Source organism: Pseudomonas sp. FIP_A4 (assembly GCF_036701605.1).
GTDB lineage: Bacteria > Pseudomonadota > Gammaproteobacteria > Pseudomonadales > Pseudomonadaceae > Stutzerimonas > Stutzerimonas phenolilytica.
In genome coordinates this window covers 43044-58085 of record NZ_JAYDXP010000122.1, presented here as the reverse complement: position 1 = coordinate 58085, position 15042 = coordinate 43044, and the positions used below count along the sequence as shown (strand labels likewise).

Sequence of the window (15042 nt, the reverse complement as noted above, 5' to 3'; positions counted from 1 at the left end):
AGGGAACAGACATGTCTGACCGCGTACCTCTCACCCTGGCCGACCTCGCCGAGCTGCTGCAATTCATCCGCGCCGATGACCGCGATACGTGGTTGCAGGTGGGGATGGGCATCAAGGCGGAGTTTGCCAGCGCTGGGTTCGATGCCTGGGATACCTGGAGTGCGACCGGCGACGGGTATAACGCGGCCGATGCGAAAACGGTGTGGCGCTCGTTCCGCAAGGCGGGCACGGGCATGGGCACGGTGATCAAGCTGGCGAAGGACAACGGGTGGCGCCCGCGCCGCGAGCCGATGACCGCCGAGGAGAAACGCCGGCTGAATGCCGAAGCGGAAGCGCGCCGTGCTGTGCGCCAGGCGGAGATCGAGGCGGACGAGGCGCGGGCGCAGGTGATGCGTGAGGCCGTGGCCGCCGCGTGCGAGCTGATCTGGACGAAGCACTGTAAGCCGGAAGGCGAAAGCCCCTACCTGGAGCGCAAGCAGGTGGGGGCTTTTGGTGTGGGCTTTTTCCACTACACGGTTGTGCTGGCGATCGATGACGAACGCCAGCGGTGCGATGTATGGGTGGGGAGCGAGGCGCGTGCATTCTTCGCGGCGATGCCCAAGCCCAGGCCGGATTCGCTGTCGTTCCTGATGTTCAAGGCCGGCACTGTGGCGGTGCCGCTGCGCGATGCGGCGGGGAAGTTGTGGAGCCTGCAGGCGATCAACGAGCAGGGCACGAAGCTGTTCCCGAAGTACGGGCGCAAGGCGGGGTGCCGGCATGTGCTGGGCGAGCTGGACGGTGCGGCGGTGATCGCCGAGGCCGAGGGCTATGCGACGGCGGCGAGCGTGCACATGGCGAAGGGCTGGCCCGTGGCGATGGCGCTGGACTCCGGCAACATGCCGGCGGTGGCGCGCGACCTGGCGGCGCAGTGCCCGGATGCGCTGTTGGTGCTGGCCGGCGATGACGACCCGACGAAGCCGGGCAACCCGGGCCGAAAGAAGGCGGAAGCGGCGGCGGGAGAGGTTGGCGGTATTGCGGCGTTCCCTACGCTGCCGGCTGAAGCCGAGGCGGGGCAGGACTGGAACGATGTGCATGTGGCGTGGGGGCTGGAGGCGGTGACGGAGCAGCTTACTGCTGCGGTTGCTGGTGGTAAGCCTTCCCCGACCCCATCCGCTGACGAAGCCGCGGCGCCGGGCGGCTCCTCCGAAAGCGGGGGGGCGGGGGCGGGGTTTACGGCGGCACAGGTGTTGCGGCGGTTTGCGCTGGTGGAAGGCACGACGCACGTCTGGGACCAGGATAAGAAAGCGGTGATGAAGAAGACCGCGTTCGAGGCGCTGGTGACGAAGCCGTTGGCGAAGGGCTGGGCGGAGGATGCGGGCAAGAAGCTGATCGGCGCGGATGAGGTGCGCGAGATCGAGCAGGCGCGGCGGATGGCTGGCAAGAAGGCCGGTGCGCTGGGGATGACGCCCATCCAGCGGTATGTGTACATCGATGGGACGAAGGATGTGTGGGACCGCGAGAAGAAGCGGCGCATCCCGGAGGGCGCGGTGAAGATGGCGCTGGGCGATGCGTATGCGTTGTGGCTGAACAGCGCGGAGCGGCGGACGGTGGATGTAGATCACATTGTGTTCGACCCGACGATGACGAAAGACCCGGCGGTGTACATCAACACGTTCGAGGGGCTGCCGCTGGAGCCGGTGCGCAATGACAAGGCGTGCGAGAACCTGCGGTGGCTGATCTCCTTTTTGTGCAACCACGAGCCAGCGCCGCTGGATTGGCTGGTGAAGTGGTTGGCCTTTCCGCTGCAGCACCCGGGCGCGAAGCTGGATACGGCGGTGCTGATGCATTCGGTGATGGAGGGCTCGGGCAAGAGTCTGCTGTTCGCCGATACGTTGGGGGCGCTGTACGGGCCGTATGCGGCGACGGTGGGGCAGACGCAGTTGGAGAGTAACTTCAATGCGTGGCAGAGCCGGAAGCTGTGGGCGGTGTTCGAGGAGGTGGTAAGCCGGGACCAGCGTTACAACCAGGTGGGCAAGATCAAGCATCTGATCACCGGGAAGACGGTGCGGATGGAGTCGAAGTTCATCAACGGTTGGGAGGAGGCGAACCACATGAATGCGGTGTTCCTCTCGAACGAGATCATGCCGTGGCCGATCAGTGAGTCGGACCGCCGGTTTCTGGTGATGTGGCCGCTGGAGACGTTGCCGGAGGAACGGCAGCGGGCGATCGGCGCGGAGCTGGCGAACGGTGGGGTGGCGGCGCTGTATGGCTGGCTGCTGGATGTGGACCTGGGCGACTTCAATGAGCGCACGCGGCCACCGAAGACGGATGCGCGTCAGCGGTTGGTGGCGCTGTCCCGTGCGGGGTGGCAGACGTTTTTGCATCAGTGGCGGGTGGGCGAGCTGGGCAAGGGGCTGTGGGGCGCGTGCCTGTCGACGGACCTGTATGCGCTGTTTCTGGAGTGGTGCCAGCGCAACCGCGAGCACGCGATGAGCCAGACGAAGTTCAGCTTGTTCATCAGTTCGGAAGTCGGCAAGACGCCGCGGCCGATTCCGTGGACGGACGGCAGCGATCGGCGCTTCGGTGCGTTCTTCCTGCCGGATGCGGGGGAAGGCGAGGAGGATGGCTCTTTCCCGCCCCTATCTCTGAAAGCCGCTGCGCTTGGCCAGCAGGTGAGGGAGTGGCGCGCGCGGGCGAAGTTGGCGGGCTGGGACGTGGATGGTTGGGATCACGTCAAGGAGGTGGCGGCATGATTGGGCGCAAATGTGTGTCGGGTGTGTCGGGTTGTGTCGGGTTTGGTTTTGCAACCCAACACAGCGGCAGGCCAGTAACGGCGGGGCTTGCGGCGGTGTGTGTCGGGTGTGTCGGGTTTTACGCGCGCGCGCGCATGCGTGCATCGCGCTCGGGATTGGTTGCCGGCACCGGTGACGGTTGGTTTTTTTTCTACGCGAGGGCTGAAAAACCCAACAAACCCAACACACCCAACACAGATACTTTGAAGGTGTTGATTTGTAAGGGTTTTAAGTGTGTCGGGTTTGTGTTGGGTTCGGTGTTTTTGTGTCGGGTCGGGGGTGAAGCATGATCGAGGCGATGGAGGTGCTGTTGCAGGCGTGGGGCCGTGAGGTTGTGGACCCTGCTCTGGATGTGGCCATCGCCTCGCCGCTGGGCCGGCTGGGTGACGATGCGCCGGGCGGCGTGGGCGGGCATCGTTGCCTGTCGCTGGTGGAGTGCGCGGTGGCGATCAGCCGTGCGAGCCAGGCGGTGACGATGGCGCTGGACGGGCTGGCGAAGGATGCGCCGCTAGGGCTTGGCTCGCGTGGGCGGGTGCTGCAGCGGTTGGCGCATGTGCGCTACTGCCAGGGGCCGCAGGCGGTGGCGGTGGCGACGCAGTGTGCGCGCCTGGGTATCTCGATGCGGACGTATCGGACGCAGGTGGATGAGCTGCACGCGGAGCTGATGGCGGAGTGGCCGGTGGCGCTGGCGCGTTTGCAGGCGGCGGAGCGGGGCACGGATGCACATGCGGCGGCGGTGAAGCGGGCACGGGTGGCGCGCGATGCCGCACGGGCTGCGCTGGTGGCCGAGCGCCGGCGTGAAGGGGAGCGCAAGGCTGCGGCGCGGGCGGTGAGGGCGGCGGCGAAGGGGGCTGCGTGATGGCCGTTCGTCCGGTGTGTTTCGAGGATTGGCGGAGGATTGCGGGAGCATTCGCGGAGGATTCGAGAGGGGCGTAATTCGAGGGTTTACGCCGTTGCATGTCGGCTGTAGAAAGTGCGCATGGTTGTAGAGCTGCGCCCGCAGCGATAACCACCAAGCGACGTGCTGTGTCGCGGCCTGTTCCCCGGCAGGCCAGCCCCCGAGAGGGGGCATCCATTCCAAGGCTCACCCGTAACGGTGGGCCTTTCTTTTGGCCGCTGGCCGGTGGGAGGTTGTGATGAGCGAGCCGAGCGGCGTGGTGGTTGCCGGCGCTGTCGGTGTTGGCGTGGCCGGTGTGCTGGCTGGCGTGAACACGGAGGCGGCGGTGGGTGCGCTATTCGGCGCGCTGCTGTATTTCACGACGACGCGTGAGCTGCCGTTGTGGCAGCGCGGGTTGTTCTTCCTGACTTCGTTCGTGATGGGCTATCTGCTGTCGCCGGCCGTTGGCGATCTTGAGGTGTTCGGCGTCCATCCGTTCGCGTTCCCCGGGCCGGCTGCGTTCATCTGTTCGGTGCTGGTGGTGACGCTGTCGCTCAATGCAATCAAGCGCGGCGCTCTGCCGGCTCAGCGAGGGCAAGCCGATGGATAGTCTGGTGCTGACGCAGGTGACGTTCTGGTTGTGCCTGGTGATCTTCCTGCGACTGTTCACGTATCGCCGCAGCGGCGCGCGCTTCCGGCGTGGCATTTCGCTGGTGGCGGTGCTGGTGATGGGCTGCGCCGGGCAGACGATGATCAGCATCCTGCAGGGCTCGCTGCACATGCAGCCGCAGAGCTGGCCGCTGGTGGTGCTGCTGGCGGTGTTTACCTGCACGATCTGGCGGGCGCGCGGCAATCTGGCTGTGGTGCTGAAGTCTGAGTCGCCACGTTGGGACGGGGCAGAGCGCCGGCATGGCGCGGTGTTCCGGGAGAGGCGGGTGGTGAGGCGGTGACGGATGATAACGATCAAGGCGCCAGACCTGAGGGTCGCCCAGGACCAGCTCGATAAGTTCGCCAAGCAGGTGCCGTTCGCCACTGCGTTGACGCTGACCAATCTGGCCAAGCGTGTGCAGAAGGGCGAGGTCTCCGTTATGGAGAAACGCTTCGATCGTCCGACCAGGACCACTCTCAACAGCGTGTTCATCAAGCCTGCAACAAAGACCCGACTTCAATCCAAGGTGTGGCTGAAAGATGCGTTCGGCGCGAGCATTCCGGCTGACAAGTACCTGCAGGCGCAGGTATACGGCGGCACCCGTGCACGCAAACGGTTCGAGAAGGCGCTGATCCGCAGAGGGCTGATGCGCCCCGATCAGTATGCGATGCCTAACAAGGCTTTCCTCGATCCGCACGGGAACATCAAAGGCCAGCTGGCGATGAAGATTCTGTCCGGCTTGGGTGCTGCGGAGTCCACCTCCGGCTCACAACATAACGCCACGAACAGTAAGCGCAGCCGCAAGAAGGGAAACGCCTGGCGGTACTTCGTCGGTGAGGTCGATGGCGAGGCGGGCGTGTGGGAACGCAAGAAGATCGGTCGGGAGATTGGTGTTCGGCCCGTCTTCATCTTCACCGACGCTGCGCCGCGCTACAGGGTTCGCGTGCCGTTCTTCAAGATCGCCGACAACATCGTGAAGGCTCGCTTCGATGAGGAGTTCGCCAAGGCGTTCGAGCAGGCTGTTGCGACCGCTAGGTGACCGCACGTTTCGCGGTTCCAGCTGCACGTCGCTGGCGGCATCGGGGATTGCGCCGGGGCCCCTGAGGAAGTCCAGACGATGCGGGTAATTCGCGCCGCGTTTCTGCGTTAGCGGGAGGGCCGGCAAGTTAGTTAACAGGGGTTAACGGGTTAACCGTTGTGGGTTAGATGGTTAACAGGTGCCGCTATGGAACTACTGACCAAGTCTGAATTCGCGGCGCGGATGGGGTGGTCGAAGCCCTACGTGTCGAAGCTCGGTAAGCAGTCGCGCCTTGTCCTTGCCGCTGATGGCCGAGTCGATGTTTTGGCCACCCAGGCGCTGCTCAAGGAGAGCGCCGACCCCAGTAAGGCAGGGGTTGCGGATCGTCACCAGCGTGATCGGATCGAGAAGGGCGTCAGCGCGCACGTCGCCGCTGATGCACCTCCCAGCGAACCGCATGCAAACGTCTACGACTTCCAGAAGTCCCGTGCCCAGCGCGAGTACTTCCTCGCCCAGCTGGCAGAGAGCGAAGCCCGCAAGAGTGCAGGTGAGCTGGTCGAGCGGCTGGCCGTTGAGAACGCCGCTTACACGGCAGGCCGACTGATTCGTGATCTGCTGCTCGGCGTGCCTAAGCAGATCAGTCCGGCCCTCGCTGCAATCACCGACCCGTGGGAACTCGAACGCGAGCTCACCGGCCATCTGCGGCGCGTGCTGGAAGACGCTAGCCGCCTGAGTCAGTCAGACCTTGAAAGGGCGCTCAGCCCGCAGAAGTAACGCCATGAATCCACACTACGCCGACGGTGCCGAGCAGTACCGCTCGGCGTTTATGCGTGGGCTGCAGCCAGACCCTGAACTCTGGATCGACCAGTGGGCCGACGAGTTCATGCGCATCCCGCGCGACAGCGGTGCGGCTGAGCCTGGCCCTTACCGGACTGACCGTACGCCTTATGCCCGCGAGCCGATGCGCTGCCTGTCGCCGAACCATCCGGCCAAGCGTGTAGTGACGAAAGTCGCCTCGCAGATGATGAAGACGCAGATCGCACTCAACTGGATAGGCGGCTGCATCCACATGGCCCCTGCCAACATTCTCATGCTGCTGCCAAGCCTTGGCCTGGCCAAGCGCGTCAGTGGCCGCGTAGACAAAACCATCAAGGCGACTCCGGTCCTGAGAGACCGTGTTGCCACTGCTCGCTCAAGGGATTCACGCAACACTCTCGACACCAAAGAATTCGAAGGCGGAACGCTGTATGCCACCACTGCAGGTTCTGCCGCCAACCTGGCGGAAGTCTCCGCTCGCTTCATCTACGGAGACGAAGTTGACCGTTGGGATGTCGACGTAGACAACGAAGGCGACCCAATCGAACTGGCCGAAACGCGCGGTACCACCTTCGGTCGCAACGCCAAGTTCTACTTCTCCAGCTCGCCCACCATAAAGGGCGCGTCTAGGATCGAAGACCTCTACCAGCAGGGAGATCAGCGTCACTACTACGTGCCGTGCCCGCACTGTGGCGAGCATCAGGTGCTTGAGTGGGAAAACCTCAAATGGTCGGATGACTACAGCTGGGCAGGCTACCTCTGCTGCAACGCCGAGTGCGGCGCGCTGATCGAAGAACATCACAAAGGACAGATGCTGGCAGCCGGTGACTGGCGCGCCCATGCCGAAGGCGACGGCGAAACCGTCAGCTTCACCCTGAGTGCCCTCTATATGCCGCCCGGCTGGCTCAGTTGGGTCGACCTGGTCAAGCAGTACGCGAAGGCCCTGCATGCAGCGGCCCGCGGCGATCTCGAGCCCATGCAGGTGTTCTATAACACCCGCCTGGCACGCGTGTGGGACTCGGCGCAGGAAATGACCAAGGCCAGCGAGCTTAGAGCCCGCGCTGAGGAATACCGGCTCGGCAGTGTCCCCGCTGGAGCATTGATGCTCACCGCCGCGGTCGATACCCAGGGAGACCGGCTAGAACTGATGGTGCTCGGTTGGGGCGAAGGCCTAGAACGTTGGGTAGTGGACCATCAGGTCATCCAAGGCAGCCCATCGGACGAACGCACCTGGGCCTCTCTCGATGAGCGGCTGAAGATGCGCTACCGGCACACCTCCGGCGTCGAGTTGGCTATCTGCGCCGCTGCCATCGACTCCGGTGGTCACCACACCGACGAGGTCTATCAGTTCTGCCGTTTGCGCCGCTGGCGCAACGTGTTCGCGGTCAAGGGCGCGAGCAAGTCAGGCCGCCCAGTGATCGCACAGCGCCCGTCGAAGGTGGACGTGACTTGGAAAGGAACCACCGAAAAGCAGGGTGCCGAACTCTGGATGATCGGTACCGACACTGCCAAGGACTGGATCTACAACCGCTACCACCTAAATGACGGCCCAGGGGCTCTGCACTTTTCTATCGATCTGGCCGCGGACTTCTACGACCAGTGCGTGGCCGAGCGGAAGATCACCCGCTACGTCAAAGGCTACAAGCGCAGCGAATGGGTCAAGGGCAAAGCGGATCGCAACGAAGCGCTAGACCTTCTGGTTTACAACTTGGCAATGGCGCACTACCTGGGCCTGCATCGGTACAAGGAACCTGACTGGTCGCGCCTGAGCGCCGCGGTAAGCCAAGGGAGCCTGTTTGCCGAGCGCGACCAGCCCACAGTCACGCCCGTAACCCCCACCACTGCGGCATCGCATGAAGAATTGCGTGCCGTACACCCAGCCGCGCCCCTGCCAGCGCCGGCTAAAGCCAGCATCCGCCGCAGCTCCAGTAGCGGTTACCTGAAACGACGTTGAGACAAGACGAGGCCTGCATGACTACGGCACAGCAGCGCCTGGACAGCGTCCGGGCGGAAATCGATGAAGTACTGCGTAAGGGACAACGTCTTCGCAAGGGCGACCGTGAGGTCCAGCGTGCCGAGCTGGCCAGCCTTCGCATGCTGGAAGAACAGTACGCCCGGCAAGCTGCACGCGAGGCATCCAACAGCAAACCACGCTCGCGTATCTCGCGGCTCTACCACGGGGGCAAAGGCATCTGATGACACGCATCCGCCAGACCCCCAAGCGCATTCGCAACAGCTACGAAGGCGCCGGTACCGGTCGAAGGGCAAAGGGTTGGGACGCGCCAGAGGCTGCCCTCAACGCGGTGGCAATCCCAGCATTGCCAGCGCTGCGCAAGCGTGCGCGTGCAGCAGTACGCAATGACCCCTACGCCTTCAGCGCTATCGGAAAGCGCGTCACCAATATCATTGGCACCGGTATCGTCCCGCGTTCGCAACTGCAGGACGAAACCCACCGCACCGCCCTGCATCAACTCTGGGAAGACTGGGTAGATGAAGCCGATGCCGACGATCGGACTGATTTCTACGGCCTGCAGGCCCTGGTCTGCCGCATGGTTGAAGAGGCCGGAGAATGCTTCGTGCGGTTGCGCCTGCGGCGCCGGGAAGATGGCCTCGCCGTTCCACTGCAGCTGCAGGTGCTGCCGGCCGAATTCGTGCCGCTCGACAAGAACTTCAAAACCCGCGCAGGAAACGTCGTGCGTGCCGGCATTGAGTTCAGCCCGATCGGCAAGCGGGTGGCCTACTGGATGTACCAGAGCAACCCCGGTGACTCCACCGCGGCTGGTTATCACTACAACACCCTGCATCGCGTGCCCGCCGACCAGGTGCTGCACATCTATGAAGTAGTCGATGCCGGTCAGCTCCGCGGTGTTCCGCGTCTTGCGCCGATCCTATTGCGCCTTCGCTCGCTGGATAACTACGACGACGCCGTGCTGTTTCGCCAGGAAGTCAGCAACCTGTTTGCCGGCTTCATCAAGCGGCCAGCCCCCGAAGGTCTTGCACCGCTGGATCCGCTCACCGGGCAGCCGATCCAGGTAGATCGAGACGGTGCTCCGCTGGTCGCCCTTGAACCTGGCTCCATGCAGGAACTTCTCGAAGGCGAAGAGGTTGAGTTCTCCGACCCGCCAGACGCCGGCAACACCTATGTCGACTTCATGCGGCAGCAACTGCAGGCCGCCGCCGTTGGCGTCGAGTTGCCCTACGAACTGCTTACCGGCGACATGGGCGACATAAGCGACCGCGTGCTGCGCGTGTTGCTGAACGATTTTCGTCGCCGCATCGAGCAGCTGCAGTTTGCTGTTTACGTCCACCAGCTCTGCCGGCCAATCCGTGCCGCATGGCTCGACACGGCTGTTCTGTCCGGCGCAATCAATTTGCCGGATTACACCAGCAAACGCCGCGCCTACCTGCGCACGCGGTGGGTGCCGCAGGGATGGACCTACATCCACCCGGTACAAGACCCGCAGGGCAAGATTCTTGAGATCCGCGCGGGGCTCACCAGCCGCAGCGAACAAGTGCTGCGCACCGGCTATGACGCCGAAGTCATCGACAGGGAGAACGCCGAGGATAACCAGCGCGCAGCAGGGCTCGGCCTCAACTACTCCACCGACACCGCCGACCTGGCGTCAGAGAAAGAGGATCAGAAATGAAACCAATTCCACGCGCCTTGGCGTTGGCCTGTGCCTTGGCCGGCATGACGGCCTGCACCCTCGACCAGCCGCGCACCTTCAACAAAGCCGGAGCGCCCGATCTGCAGGCCGAACACTGGTACAGCATTAGAGCAGTAGGCGAAGACGAGCAGCGCACTATCGAGATCTACGTCTACGGAGAGATCGGCTATTGGGGCATCACCTCGGGCGACTTCATCCGTGATCTGAAATCGCAGGACGATGGAGTCTCCCCGGTGCTGGTGCTGTTCGACAGCATCGGCGGCGACCTTTTCGACGGTATTGCCATCCACAACACGCTCAACGCCCTTGGCGAGCGCTGCACAGCGCGCATCGTCGGCGCATGCTTCAGCGCCGCCAGCGTGGCCGCTTGCGGTGCGCATCGCGTCGAGATGGCCGACAACGCCCTGTTTATGATCCACAACCCCTGGACCTACATGGCCGGCGGCAGCGAAGAGCTGCGAAAGATGGCCGACATGATGGACAAGGCCCTTGAGGGCATCGTTACCAGCTATCAGCGTCGGGAACTCACCGTTGACGATGCTGAGCTGCGGCGCCTCATCAACGAAGAAACCTGGTTCACCGCCGCAGAAGCTAAGGCCGCCGGCTTCGTCGATCACGTTCTGGCTGGCAGCCTGCCGCAGATCGACAACAGCGCGCACGGCAAGATTCTCAACCGCTACCGCAATACCCCCCAGGCGGCTCTCGACCTGATCAATAACCAGCCAGAGCCTTCCGAGCCAGAGCTTGAACAGGACCCCGTCGCGCTGGCAGCTCAGCTCACCGCTGCATGCCATGCCGAAGGTCTGGCGAACGTTGCCCACGTCCTCATCAATGCCAGCGGCCTGAAGAGCGCAGCGGCCGTCCAGGCGGCCGTCAAAAACGCCGCTGCCGTACGGGATGTCTGCGTGCTTGCCAAGTTGCCCGGCGAAGCGGAGCAGCTAATCAAGGACGGGCTCACCGCGGAGCAGGCACGAGCCAAATTGTTCGACAAGTTGGTCGCTACCAGCGCTCAGGTCGAACTCGATAATCACCCACCGGTTCTGGATGACCAGCCGCCGGCCGCCCGCGCAGTAACCCCTCAGGCTGTCTACGCCAGCCGTAAATCCCACCGCCTCGAAAGGAGCGCATAAATGAGCATCAAAACCGAAGGCGTGCACGCCGGAGAATTCCTCCTTTCGGAGGCCAATGGCGAACGCAGCCGCGAAAACATCGTGATCTCCGCGGGTTCCGGCGTTGTTATGGCGGGCACCTTGGTTGCGGTTATCACCGCCGCCAACGCGTTGACCGCCACTGCCGCCGCCGGTAATACCGGCAATGGCACCATCGGCTCGACCGCCGTCACCAGCGCAGCGAATAGCGGGACGTATACCCTCACCATCACCAGCGCCGCCGCGGATGGCGGTTCTTTTGAGCTCAGCGGTCCGGACGGGCTAGTGGTTGGTGGGGGCACTGTCGGCGAGGCGTTCAGCGCTGGCGGTATCAGCTTTACCCTGGCCGATGGCCTAACCGATTTCGTTGTCGGAGACAGCTTCACGCTCTCGGTAAAGGCCGCGCTCGGCGAATACGTGCCGTATGACGATGCCGGCACGGATGATGGGCGGCGCGCGGCGAGTGCGATCGTATATGCATCCGTCGATGCGACCGAGATTGACGTTCAGGCCACCGCCATCGTGCGCGACGCCGAGGTGACCGAGCGCCTGCTCACCGGCCTTGATGCAAACGGTACTGCCGACCTCGCTGCCCTGGGCATCATCGTTCGCGCCTGACTTCGCAACCACGAACCCACTCACAACCCCGCTTTCGCGGGGTTTGTCATTTCAGGAGCCCATCATGGCCGAGATTTCTATTTTTGAAGACGAGGCGTTCAGCGTCTCCTCCCTGCTCACTGTCATCAACGAAGACCACACCTTGCCCGGCCAGATCGCCGGCATGGGCCTGTTCGAAGAGCAGGGCGTTTCCACCACCACCGTTCAGATCGAAAAAGACGGCACCACTCTGGCATTGGTGCCGGCGGCGCCACGCGGTGGGGTCGGCTTCGCCGTACTCGCCGACAAGCGCAAGCTGATTCCGTTCAACACGGTCCACCTGCCTCAGGTTTTTCAGATCCTCGCTGATGAGATCCAAGGCATCCGCGCGGTCGGAAGCATGACCGAGTTGCAGGCGGTGGAAGCGGTGGTTGCTCGCCGGGTTGAGAAAGCCCGCCGCCAACTCGATCTCACCCACGAGTTCCAGCGCATCGGCGCCCTCGGAGGCAAAGTACTCGATGCAGATGGGAAGACCGAACTGCTCGACATCTACCAGCGCTTCGGGATCAACCGTCCCGCGGTCTATTCGTTCGAGCTCGCCAATGATGCGACAGACGTCAGCGCAAAATGCGTTGAGGTGCTGGATGCACAGGAAGACGCGCTGGGCAACGTCACCAGTACTGGTGCTCGCGCACTGTGCGGGAAAGCCTTCTGGGCGAAGCTCATCGCTCACCAGAGCGTGCGCGAAACCTACCTGGCCAGTGAGGCAGCGTCCGCTCTTCGTGGTGACCGGCGCCAGGCATTCACCTTCGGTGGCATCCTCTGGGAGCGCTCGGTGGGCAAACACGCAGGCGCGGCGTTCATCGCCGACGATCGCGCTCGGGTCTTCCCCGAGGGGGTGCCGGAGCTGTTCATCAGCGCATTCGCCCCTGCGGACTACATGGAAACCGCCAACACCGAAGGGCTGCCGTACTACGCCAAGCTCGAACGCATGCCGTTCGACAAGGGCGTCATGGGCGAGGCCCAATCCAACCCGCTGCACCTGTGCACTCGCCCTCTGGCGGTGCGCGAGATCAAGGTGTGACGCGGTGGGCTTCGCTGAGCTGACCGACGAAATGGACGCCATGATCATGGCGTCCCTCGGAGACGGGGCAGGGGATTACCAACACCAGGACGGACAGGTCATCCGCAACGTCGAGTTGATCATCGACCACAACCTGCAGATCAACGGCCCCGAGGGGCTGTATCGCAGCGACGTGGTTGGCATCACATGGCAGCGGCAGGCGATCCCGTGTTCGGTAGGGCGGGGAGGCATCTTCGTCTACCGCAAGCGGCGCTATCTGGTCGAAGACATTCTCGTAGACGACGGGCACATGGCTACGGCTGCCTGCATGGAGCAACGATGAATATCCTCACTCAAGCCCGACTCGCCCTGGTCACGCGCCTGCAAACGATCACGGTCGCAAACGGCTACCGGACTAATGCTGGCACAAACGTCCGCACCGGCTGGTTCAGCGAGGTGCTTGAGTCAGAGCACGTAGGATTTCCGCTGATCTGCGTGCAGAGGGCCAAAGGTGGCGATCCGCTGGAAGGACCGGGTGTTATCACGCTGACGCCCGCCTTCTACGTGATTGGCGCCGTCGACGTTGGCCTCGACGATTACGACAACGCGCTCGAGGACATCGAGCTTGATGTGATTCGCTGCCTGATTACAGGCAAGGGCCGGCCGGTGGACTGGATGCCTCGCGGGACTGTCAGCGTGTCGCTTTCAACTTCCGAGCACTTCCCGCCTGGCAACGGTGAGCGGTCAGCCAGCGTGCTCGTTCCGATTCAGCTTGCCATCAACATTCGGCCATAGCGCCATACCATCATCTAAGCCCGCCCCGAGCGGGTTTTTTTTCGCCTGGAGAAAACTCGCATGGCCAACTACGCATACATGGGCAAGGGCCTCGTCAAGCTCACGCCTGAAGGCGGCGGCACTGCTCGCGACGTAGGCAACGTCTCGGCGCTGAACTTCACCGTCAACGAAAACATCATCAAGCTGCCAAACTACCGCACCGCTGGCGGCGGCACCTATGCTCAGGTGAACCGCATCGAGTCGGTCGAGTTCACGGCAACCCTGCACGACCTGTCGCCGGAAAACCTCGCGATGGTCCTGTTCGCTACCGTTACCGAGGACACCGTCAACAACACCGCGATCATCGAGGCGCTTACCACCGGCGCGCAGACGTTCTTGATGACTTTCGAGGGCGTGAACGAGGCGGCAACTGGCAAGAAAGTGACCGTGACCGTGCACCGCGCGAAGATCGGCGCCGCTCAGGGCCTCGGCCTCATCGGTGACGAGTTCGGTGCGCTGGAAATCACTGGTGAGGTACTGATCGACACCAGCATCGTAGAGGCTGGCAAGTCGCAGTTCTTCAAGGTCGAGATGGACATCATTGCCTAAGCGCCCGAATCCAAGCCCATCGTGTTCGGTGGGCGTTGGTGCTGGCTGCGTGATATGGTTCTCATGTCCGAAAAGGAGGGAACCTGATGCGTAATTTCGGCTTCATCTTGGCGGCGCTTTTGCTTTCCTCGCAGGCCAGCGCTGCCACTATCTTCAAATGCGTCGACGAGGCCGGGAAGGTCACGTTTACGAAGAACGCCAATTGCCCCCGCAACAGTGGCCTTGAAGATGTCGTCCGCGCCCATAACGCCGCACCGAGTGGTTCGAGCGCACCGGTGCAGATGGCGACCCCATCCGCGCCGGCCCATACTGCGCAACGCCCCGAGCAGGCGCCAAGCGAGGGTCCAGTGGTTGTCGGTGGCAGCGCACCGCAGCGTGGCTGCGATACCGGCCTGTCTGAACGCGACCTACGCACTGCGAAGGTCCGTGGCGAAATCGTGCCGGGCATGTCACGCAAGGACGTCGAGAGCATGTACGGCCCGGCCAATCGCGACGGCAGCGCTCGCGGCGCAGGGGCCACGACCTACTGGAACGACAAGTACGTCGATGTGACAAGCGTCAATTACGATGCTGGCGGCTGCGTCCGGTCAACCTACCAGTCCGGCCATAAAAACTGATCCGGGAGGGAGCCCAATGCAGTGTCCAAAGTGTGGCTACGAGCCAACGATGAACGAGATGCAGCTCAGCCCGGATGATTGCGTGAAGTGCGGCGCTAACTTTGCCACCTATAAAGCGCCAACTGTCGCCGAGAAGCTGGCGAAAGGCATGAAGGGCGCCCGAGCAGCTGTTGCAGAGGGTAGGGCGGCGCGCAATGGCAGCCTTTACTGTCCAGCGTGCGGAACGACAAGCGAAGGGCAAACGCATACGCGCGGCTCAATACTCATCGAGATCATCCTGTGGCTGTGCTTCTTGGTGCCCGGCATCATCTACAGCATCTGGCGCCTGACCACCCGTCAACAGGTATGTCCGGCCTGCAAGAATCCAGGCGTGATTCCGATCAATTCGCCCAGAGCGAGGCGAGAACTCGGTATTGACTAAGCCGCCACCCAACA

General features: G+C 63.2%; 18 protein-coding genes. All 18 read left to right on the top strand.

Translation table 11 applies throughout. The features are described 5' to 3' along the window. Positions 1-11: 11 nt before the first annotated feature. The 18 genes from U8L64_RS10220 (at position 12) to U8L64_RS10135 (ending at position 15028) form a co-directional block, all read left to right on the top strand. Positions 12-2732 carry a DUF5906 domain-containing protein gene (locus U8L64_RS10220; RefSeq protein WP_333396920.1) on the top strand — a complete coding sequence of 907 codons (2721 nt, stop codon included), beginning with the start codon at positions 12-14 and terminating at the stop codon, positions 2730-2732. Continuing rightward, positions 2729-3061 carry a hypothetical protein gene (locus U8L64_RS10215; protein WP_333396917.1) on the top strand — a complete coding sequence of 111 codons (333 nt, stop codon included), beginning with the start codon at positions 2729-2731 and terminating at the stop codon, positions 3059-3061. Before U8L64_RS10220 ends, U8L64_RS10215 begins: the two co-directional genes overlap by 4 nt. Next, complete coding sequence (locus U8L64_RS10210; RefSeq protein ID WP_333396915.1) at positions 3058-3630, top strand: hypothetical protein; 573 nt, start codon at positions 3058-3060, stop codon at positions 3628-3630. Before U8L64_RS10215 ends, U8L64_RS10210 begins: the two co-directional genes overlap by 4 nt. 277 nt (positions 3631-3907) lie before the next feature. Then, positions 3908-4258 (top strand): putative holin, encoded by a 351-nt coding sequence (locus tag U8L64_RS10205; protein WP_043296268.1) that lies wholly within the window; start codon positions 3908-3910, stop codon positions 4256-4258. Next, positions 4251-4598: a phage holin family protein gene (locus U8L64_RS10200; RefSeq protein ID WP_333396912.1), complete on the top strand. Its 348-nt coding sequence runs from the start codon at positions 4251-4253 to the stop codon at positions 4596-4598. The genes U8L64_RS10205 and U8L64_RS10200 overlap by 8 nt, the downstream gene beginning before the upstream one ends. Positions 4599-4601: 3 nt before the next feature. Further along, entirely contained in the window at positions 4602-5336 is a 735-nt protein-coding gene (locus U8L64_RS10195) for a hypothetical protein (protein WP_333396910.1), read from the top strand. 186 nt (positions 5337-5522) lie between these two features. Continuing rightward, a complete protein-coding gene (locus U8L64_RS10190) occupies positions 5523-6089 on the top strand; it encodes a terminase small subunit (RefSeq protein WP_333396907.1) in 567 nt (188 codons plus the stop codon). Between the two features lie 4 nt (positions 6090-6093). Next, complete coding sequence (locus U8L64_RS10185; protein WP_333396905.1) at positions 6094-8085, top strand: phage terminase large subunit family protein; 1992 nt, start codon at positions 6094-6096, stop codon at positions 8083-8085. 17 nt (positions 8086-8102) lie between these two features. After that, the gene (locus tag U8L64_RS10180; RefSeq protein WP_333396902.1) at positions 8103-8327 is read left to right on the top strand and encodes a hypothetical protein; all 225 of its coding nucleotides are present in this window, start codon (positions 8103-8105) and stop codon (positions 8325-8327) included. Then, complete coding sequence (locus U8L64_RS10175) at positions 8327-9778, top strand: phage portal protein (RefSeq protein WP_333396899.1); 1452 nt, start codon at positions 8327-8329, stop codon at positions 9776-9778. The genes U8L64_RS10180 and U8L64_RS10175 overlap by 1 nt, the downstream gene beginning before the upstream one ends. Beyond that, positions 9775-10929: a head maturation protease, ClpP-related gene (locus U8L64_RS10170; RefSeq protein WP_333396895.1), complete on the top strand. Its 1155-nt coding sequence runs from the start codon at positions 9775-9777 to the stop codon at positions 10927-10929. The genes U8L64_RS10175 and U8L64_RS10170 overlap by 4 nt, the downstream gene beginning before the upstream one ends. Next, positions 10930-11565, top strand: coding sequence for a head decoration protein (locus tag U8L64_RS10165; protein ID WP_333396892.1), 636 nt, complete (start codon positions 10930-10932; stop codon positions 11563-11565). Positions 11566-11629: 64 nt separating this feature from the next. Beyond that, entirely contained in the window at positions 11630-12628 is a 999-nt protein-coding gene (locus U8L64_RS10160) for a major capsid protein (RefSeq protein ID WP_333396890.1), read from the top strand. Between the two features lie 40 nt (positions 12629-12668). Continuing rightward, positions 12669-12950, top strand: coding sequence for a hypothetical protein (locus U8L64_RS10155; protein ID WP_333396888.1), 282 nt, complete (start codon positions 12669-12671; stop codon positions 12948-12950). After that, complete coding sequence (locus U8L64_RS10150; RefSeq protein ID WP_333396885.1) at positions 12947-13402, top strand: hypothetical protein; 456 nt, start codon at positions 12947-12949, stop codon at positions 13400-13402. Before U8L64_RS10155 ends, U8L64_RS10150 begins: the two co-directional genes overlap by 4 nt. A 60-nt stretch (positions 13403-13462) precedes the next feature. Then, positions 13463-13990, top strand: coding sequence for a hypothetical protein (locus U8L64_RS10145; protein ID WP_333396883.1), 528 nt, complete (start codon positions 13463-13465; stop codon positions 13988-13990). An 86-nt stretch (positions 13991-14076) separates the two neighbouring features. Further along, the gene (locus tag U8L64_RS10140; RefSeq protein WP_333396880.1) at positions 14077-14607 is read left to right on the top strand and encodes a DUF4124 domain-containing protein; all 531 of its coding nucleotides are present in this window, start codon (positions 14077-14079) and stop codon (positions 14605-14607) included. 49 nt (positions 14608-14656) lie between these two features. Next, a complete protein-coding gene (locus U8L64_RS10135; protein WP_333396878.1) occupies positions 14657-15028 on the top strand; it encodes a YqaE/Pmp3 family membrane protein in 372 nt (123 codons plus the stop codon). Positions 15029-15042: the final 14 nt, after the last annotated feature.

Bases quoted from the DNA above. Each gene is read 5' to 3' on its own strand.
- U8L64_RS10150 (WP_333396885.1), top strand. From the start codon at position 12,947: ATGAATATCCTCACTCAAGCCCGACTCGCCCTGGTCACGCGCCTGCAA.
- U8L64_RS10170 (WP_333396895.1), top strand. From the start codon at position 9,775: ATGAAACCAATTCCACGCGCCTTGGCGTTGGCCTGTGCCTTGGCCGGC.
- U8L64_RS10215 (WP_333396917.1), top strand. From the start codon at position 2,729: ATGATTGGGCGCAAATGTGTGTCGGGTGTGTCGGGTTGTGTCGGGTTT.
- U8L64_RS10210 (WP_333396915.1), top strand. From the start codon at position 3,058: ATGATCGAGGCGATGGAGGTGCTGTTGCAGGCGTGGGGCCGTGAGGTT.
- U8L64_RS10175 (WP_333396899.1), top strand. From the start codon at position 8,327: ATGACACGCATCCGCCAGACCCCCAAGCGCATTCGCAACAGCTACGAA.
- U8L64_RS10205 (WP_043296268.1), top strand. From the start codon at position 3,908: ATGAGCGAGCCGAGCGGCGTGGTGGTTGCCGGCGCTGTCGGTGTTGGC.
- U8L64_RS10220 (WP_333396920.1), top strand. From the start codon at position 12: ATGTCTGACCGCGTACCTCTCACCCTGGCCGACCTCGCCGAGCTGCTG.
- U8L64_RS10200 (WP_333396912.1), top strand. From the start codon at position 4,251: ATGGATAGTCTGGTGCTGACGCAGGTGACGTTCTGGTTGTGCCTGGTG.
- U8L64_RS10145 (WP_333396883.1), top strand. From the start codon at position 13,463: ATGGCCAACTACGCATACATGGGCAAGGGCCTCGTCAAGCTCACGCCT.
- U8L64_RS10140 (WP_333396880.1), top strand. From the start codon at position 14,077: ATGCGTAATTTCGGCTTCATCTTGGCGGCGCTTTTGCTTTCCTCGCAG.
- U8L64_RS10185 (WP_333396905.1), top strand. From the start codon at position 6,094: ATGAATCCACACTACGCCGACGGTGCCGAGCAGTACCGCTCGGCGTTT.
- U8L64_RS10190 (WP_333396907.1), top strand. From the start codon at position 5,523: ATGGAACTACTGACCAAGTCTGAATTCGCGGCGCGGATGGGGTGGTCG.
- U8L64_RS10165 (WP_333396892.1), top strand. From the start codon at position 10,930: ATGAGCATCAAAACCGAAGGCGTGCACGCCGGAGAATTCCTCCTTTCG.
- U8L64_RS10195 (WP_333396910.1), top strand. From the start codon at position 4,602: ATGATAACGATCAAGGCGCCAGACCTGAGGGTCGCCCAGGACCAGCTC.
- U8L64_RS10135 (WP_333396878.1), top strand. From the start codon at position 14,657: ATGAACGAGATGCAGCTCAGCCCGGATGATTGCGTGAAGTGCGGCGCT.
- U8L64_RS10180 (WP_333396902.1), top strand. From the start codon at position 8,103: ATGACTACGGCACAGCAGCGCCTGGACAGCGTCCGGGCGGAAATCGAT.
- U8L64_RS10160 (WP_333396890.1), top strand. From the start codon at position 11,630: ATGGCCGAGATTTCTATTTTTGAAGACGAGGCGTTCAGCGTCTCCTCC.
- U8L64_RS10155 (WP_333396888.1), top strand. From the start codon at position 12,669: ATGATCATGGCGTCCCTCGGAGACGGGGCAGGGGATTACCAACACCAG.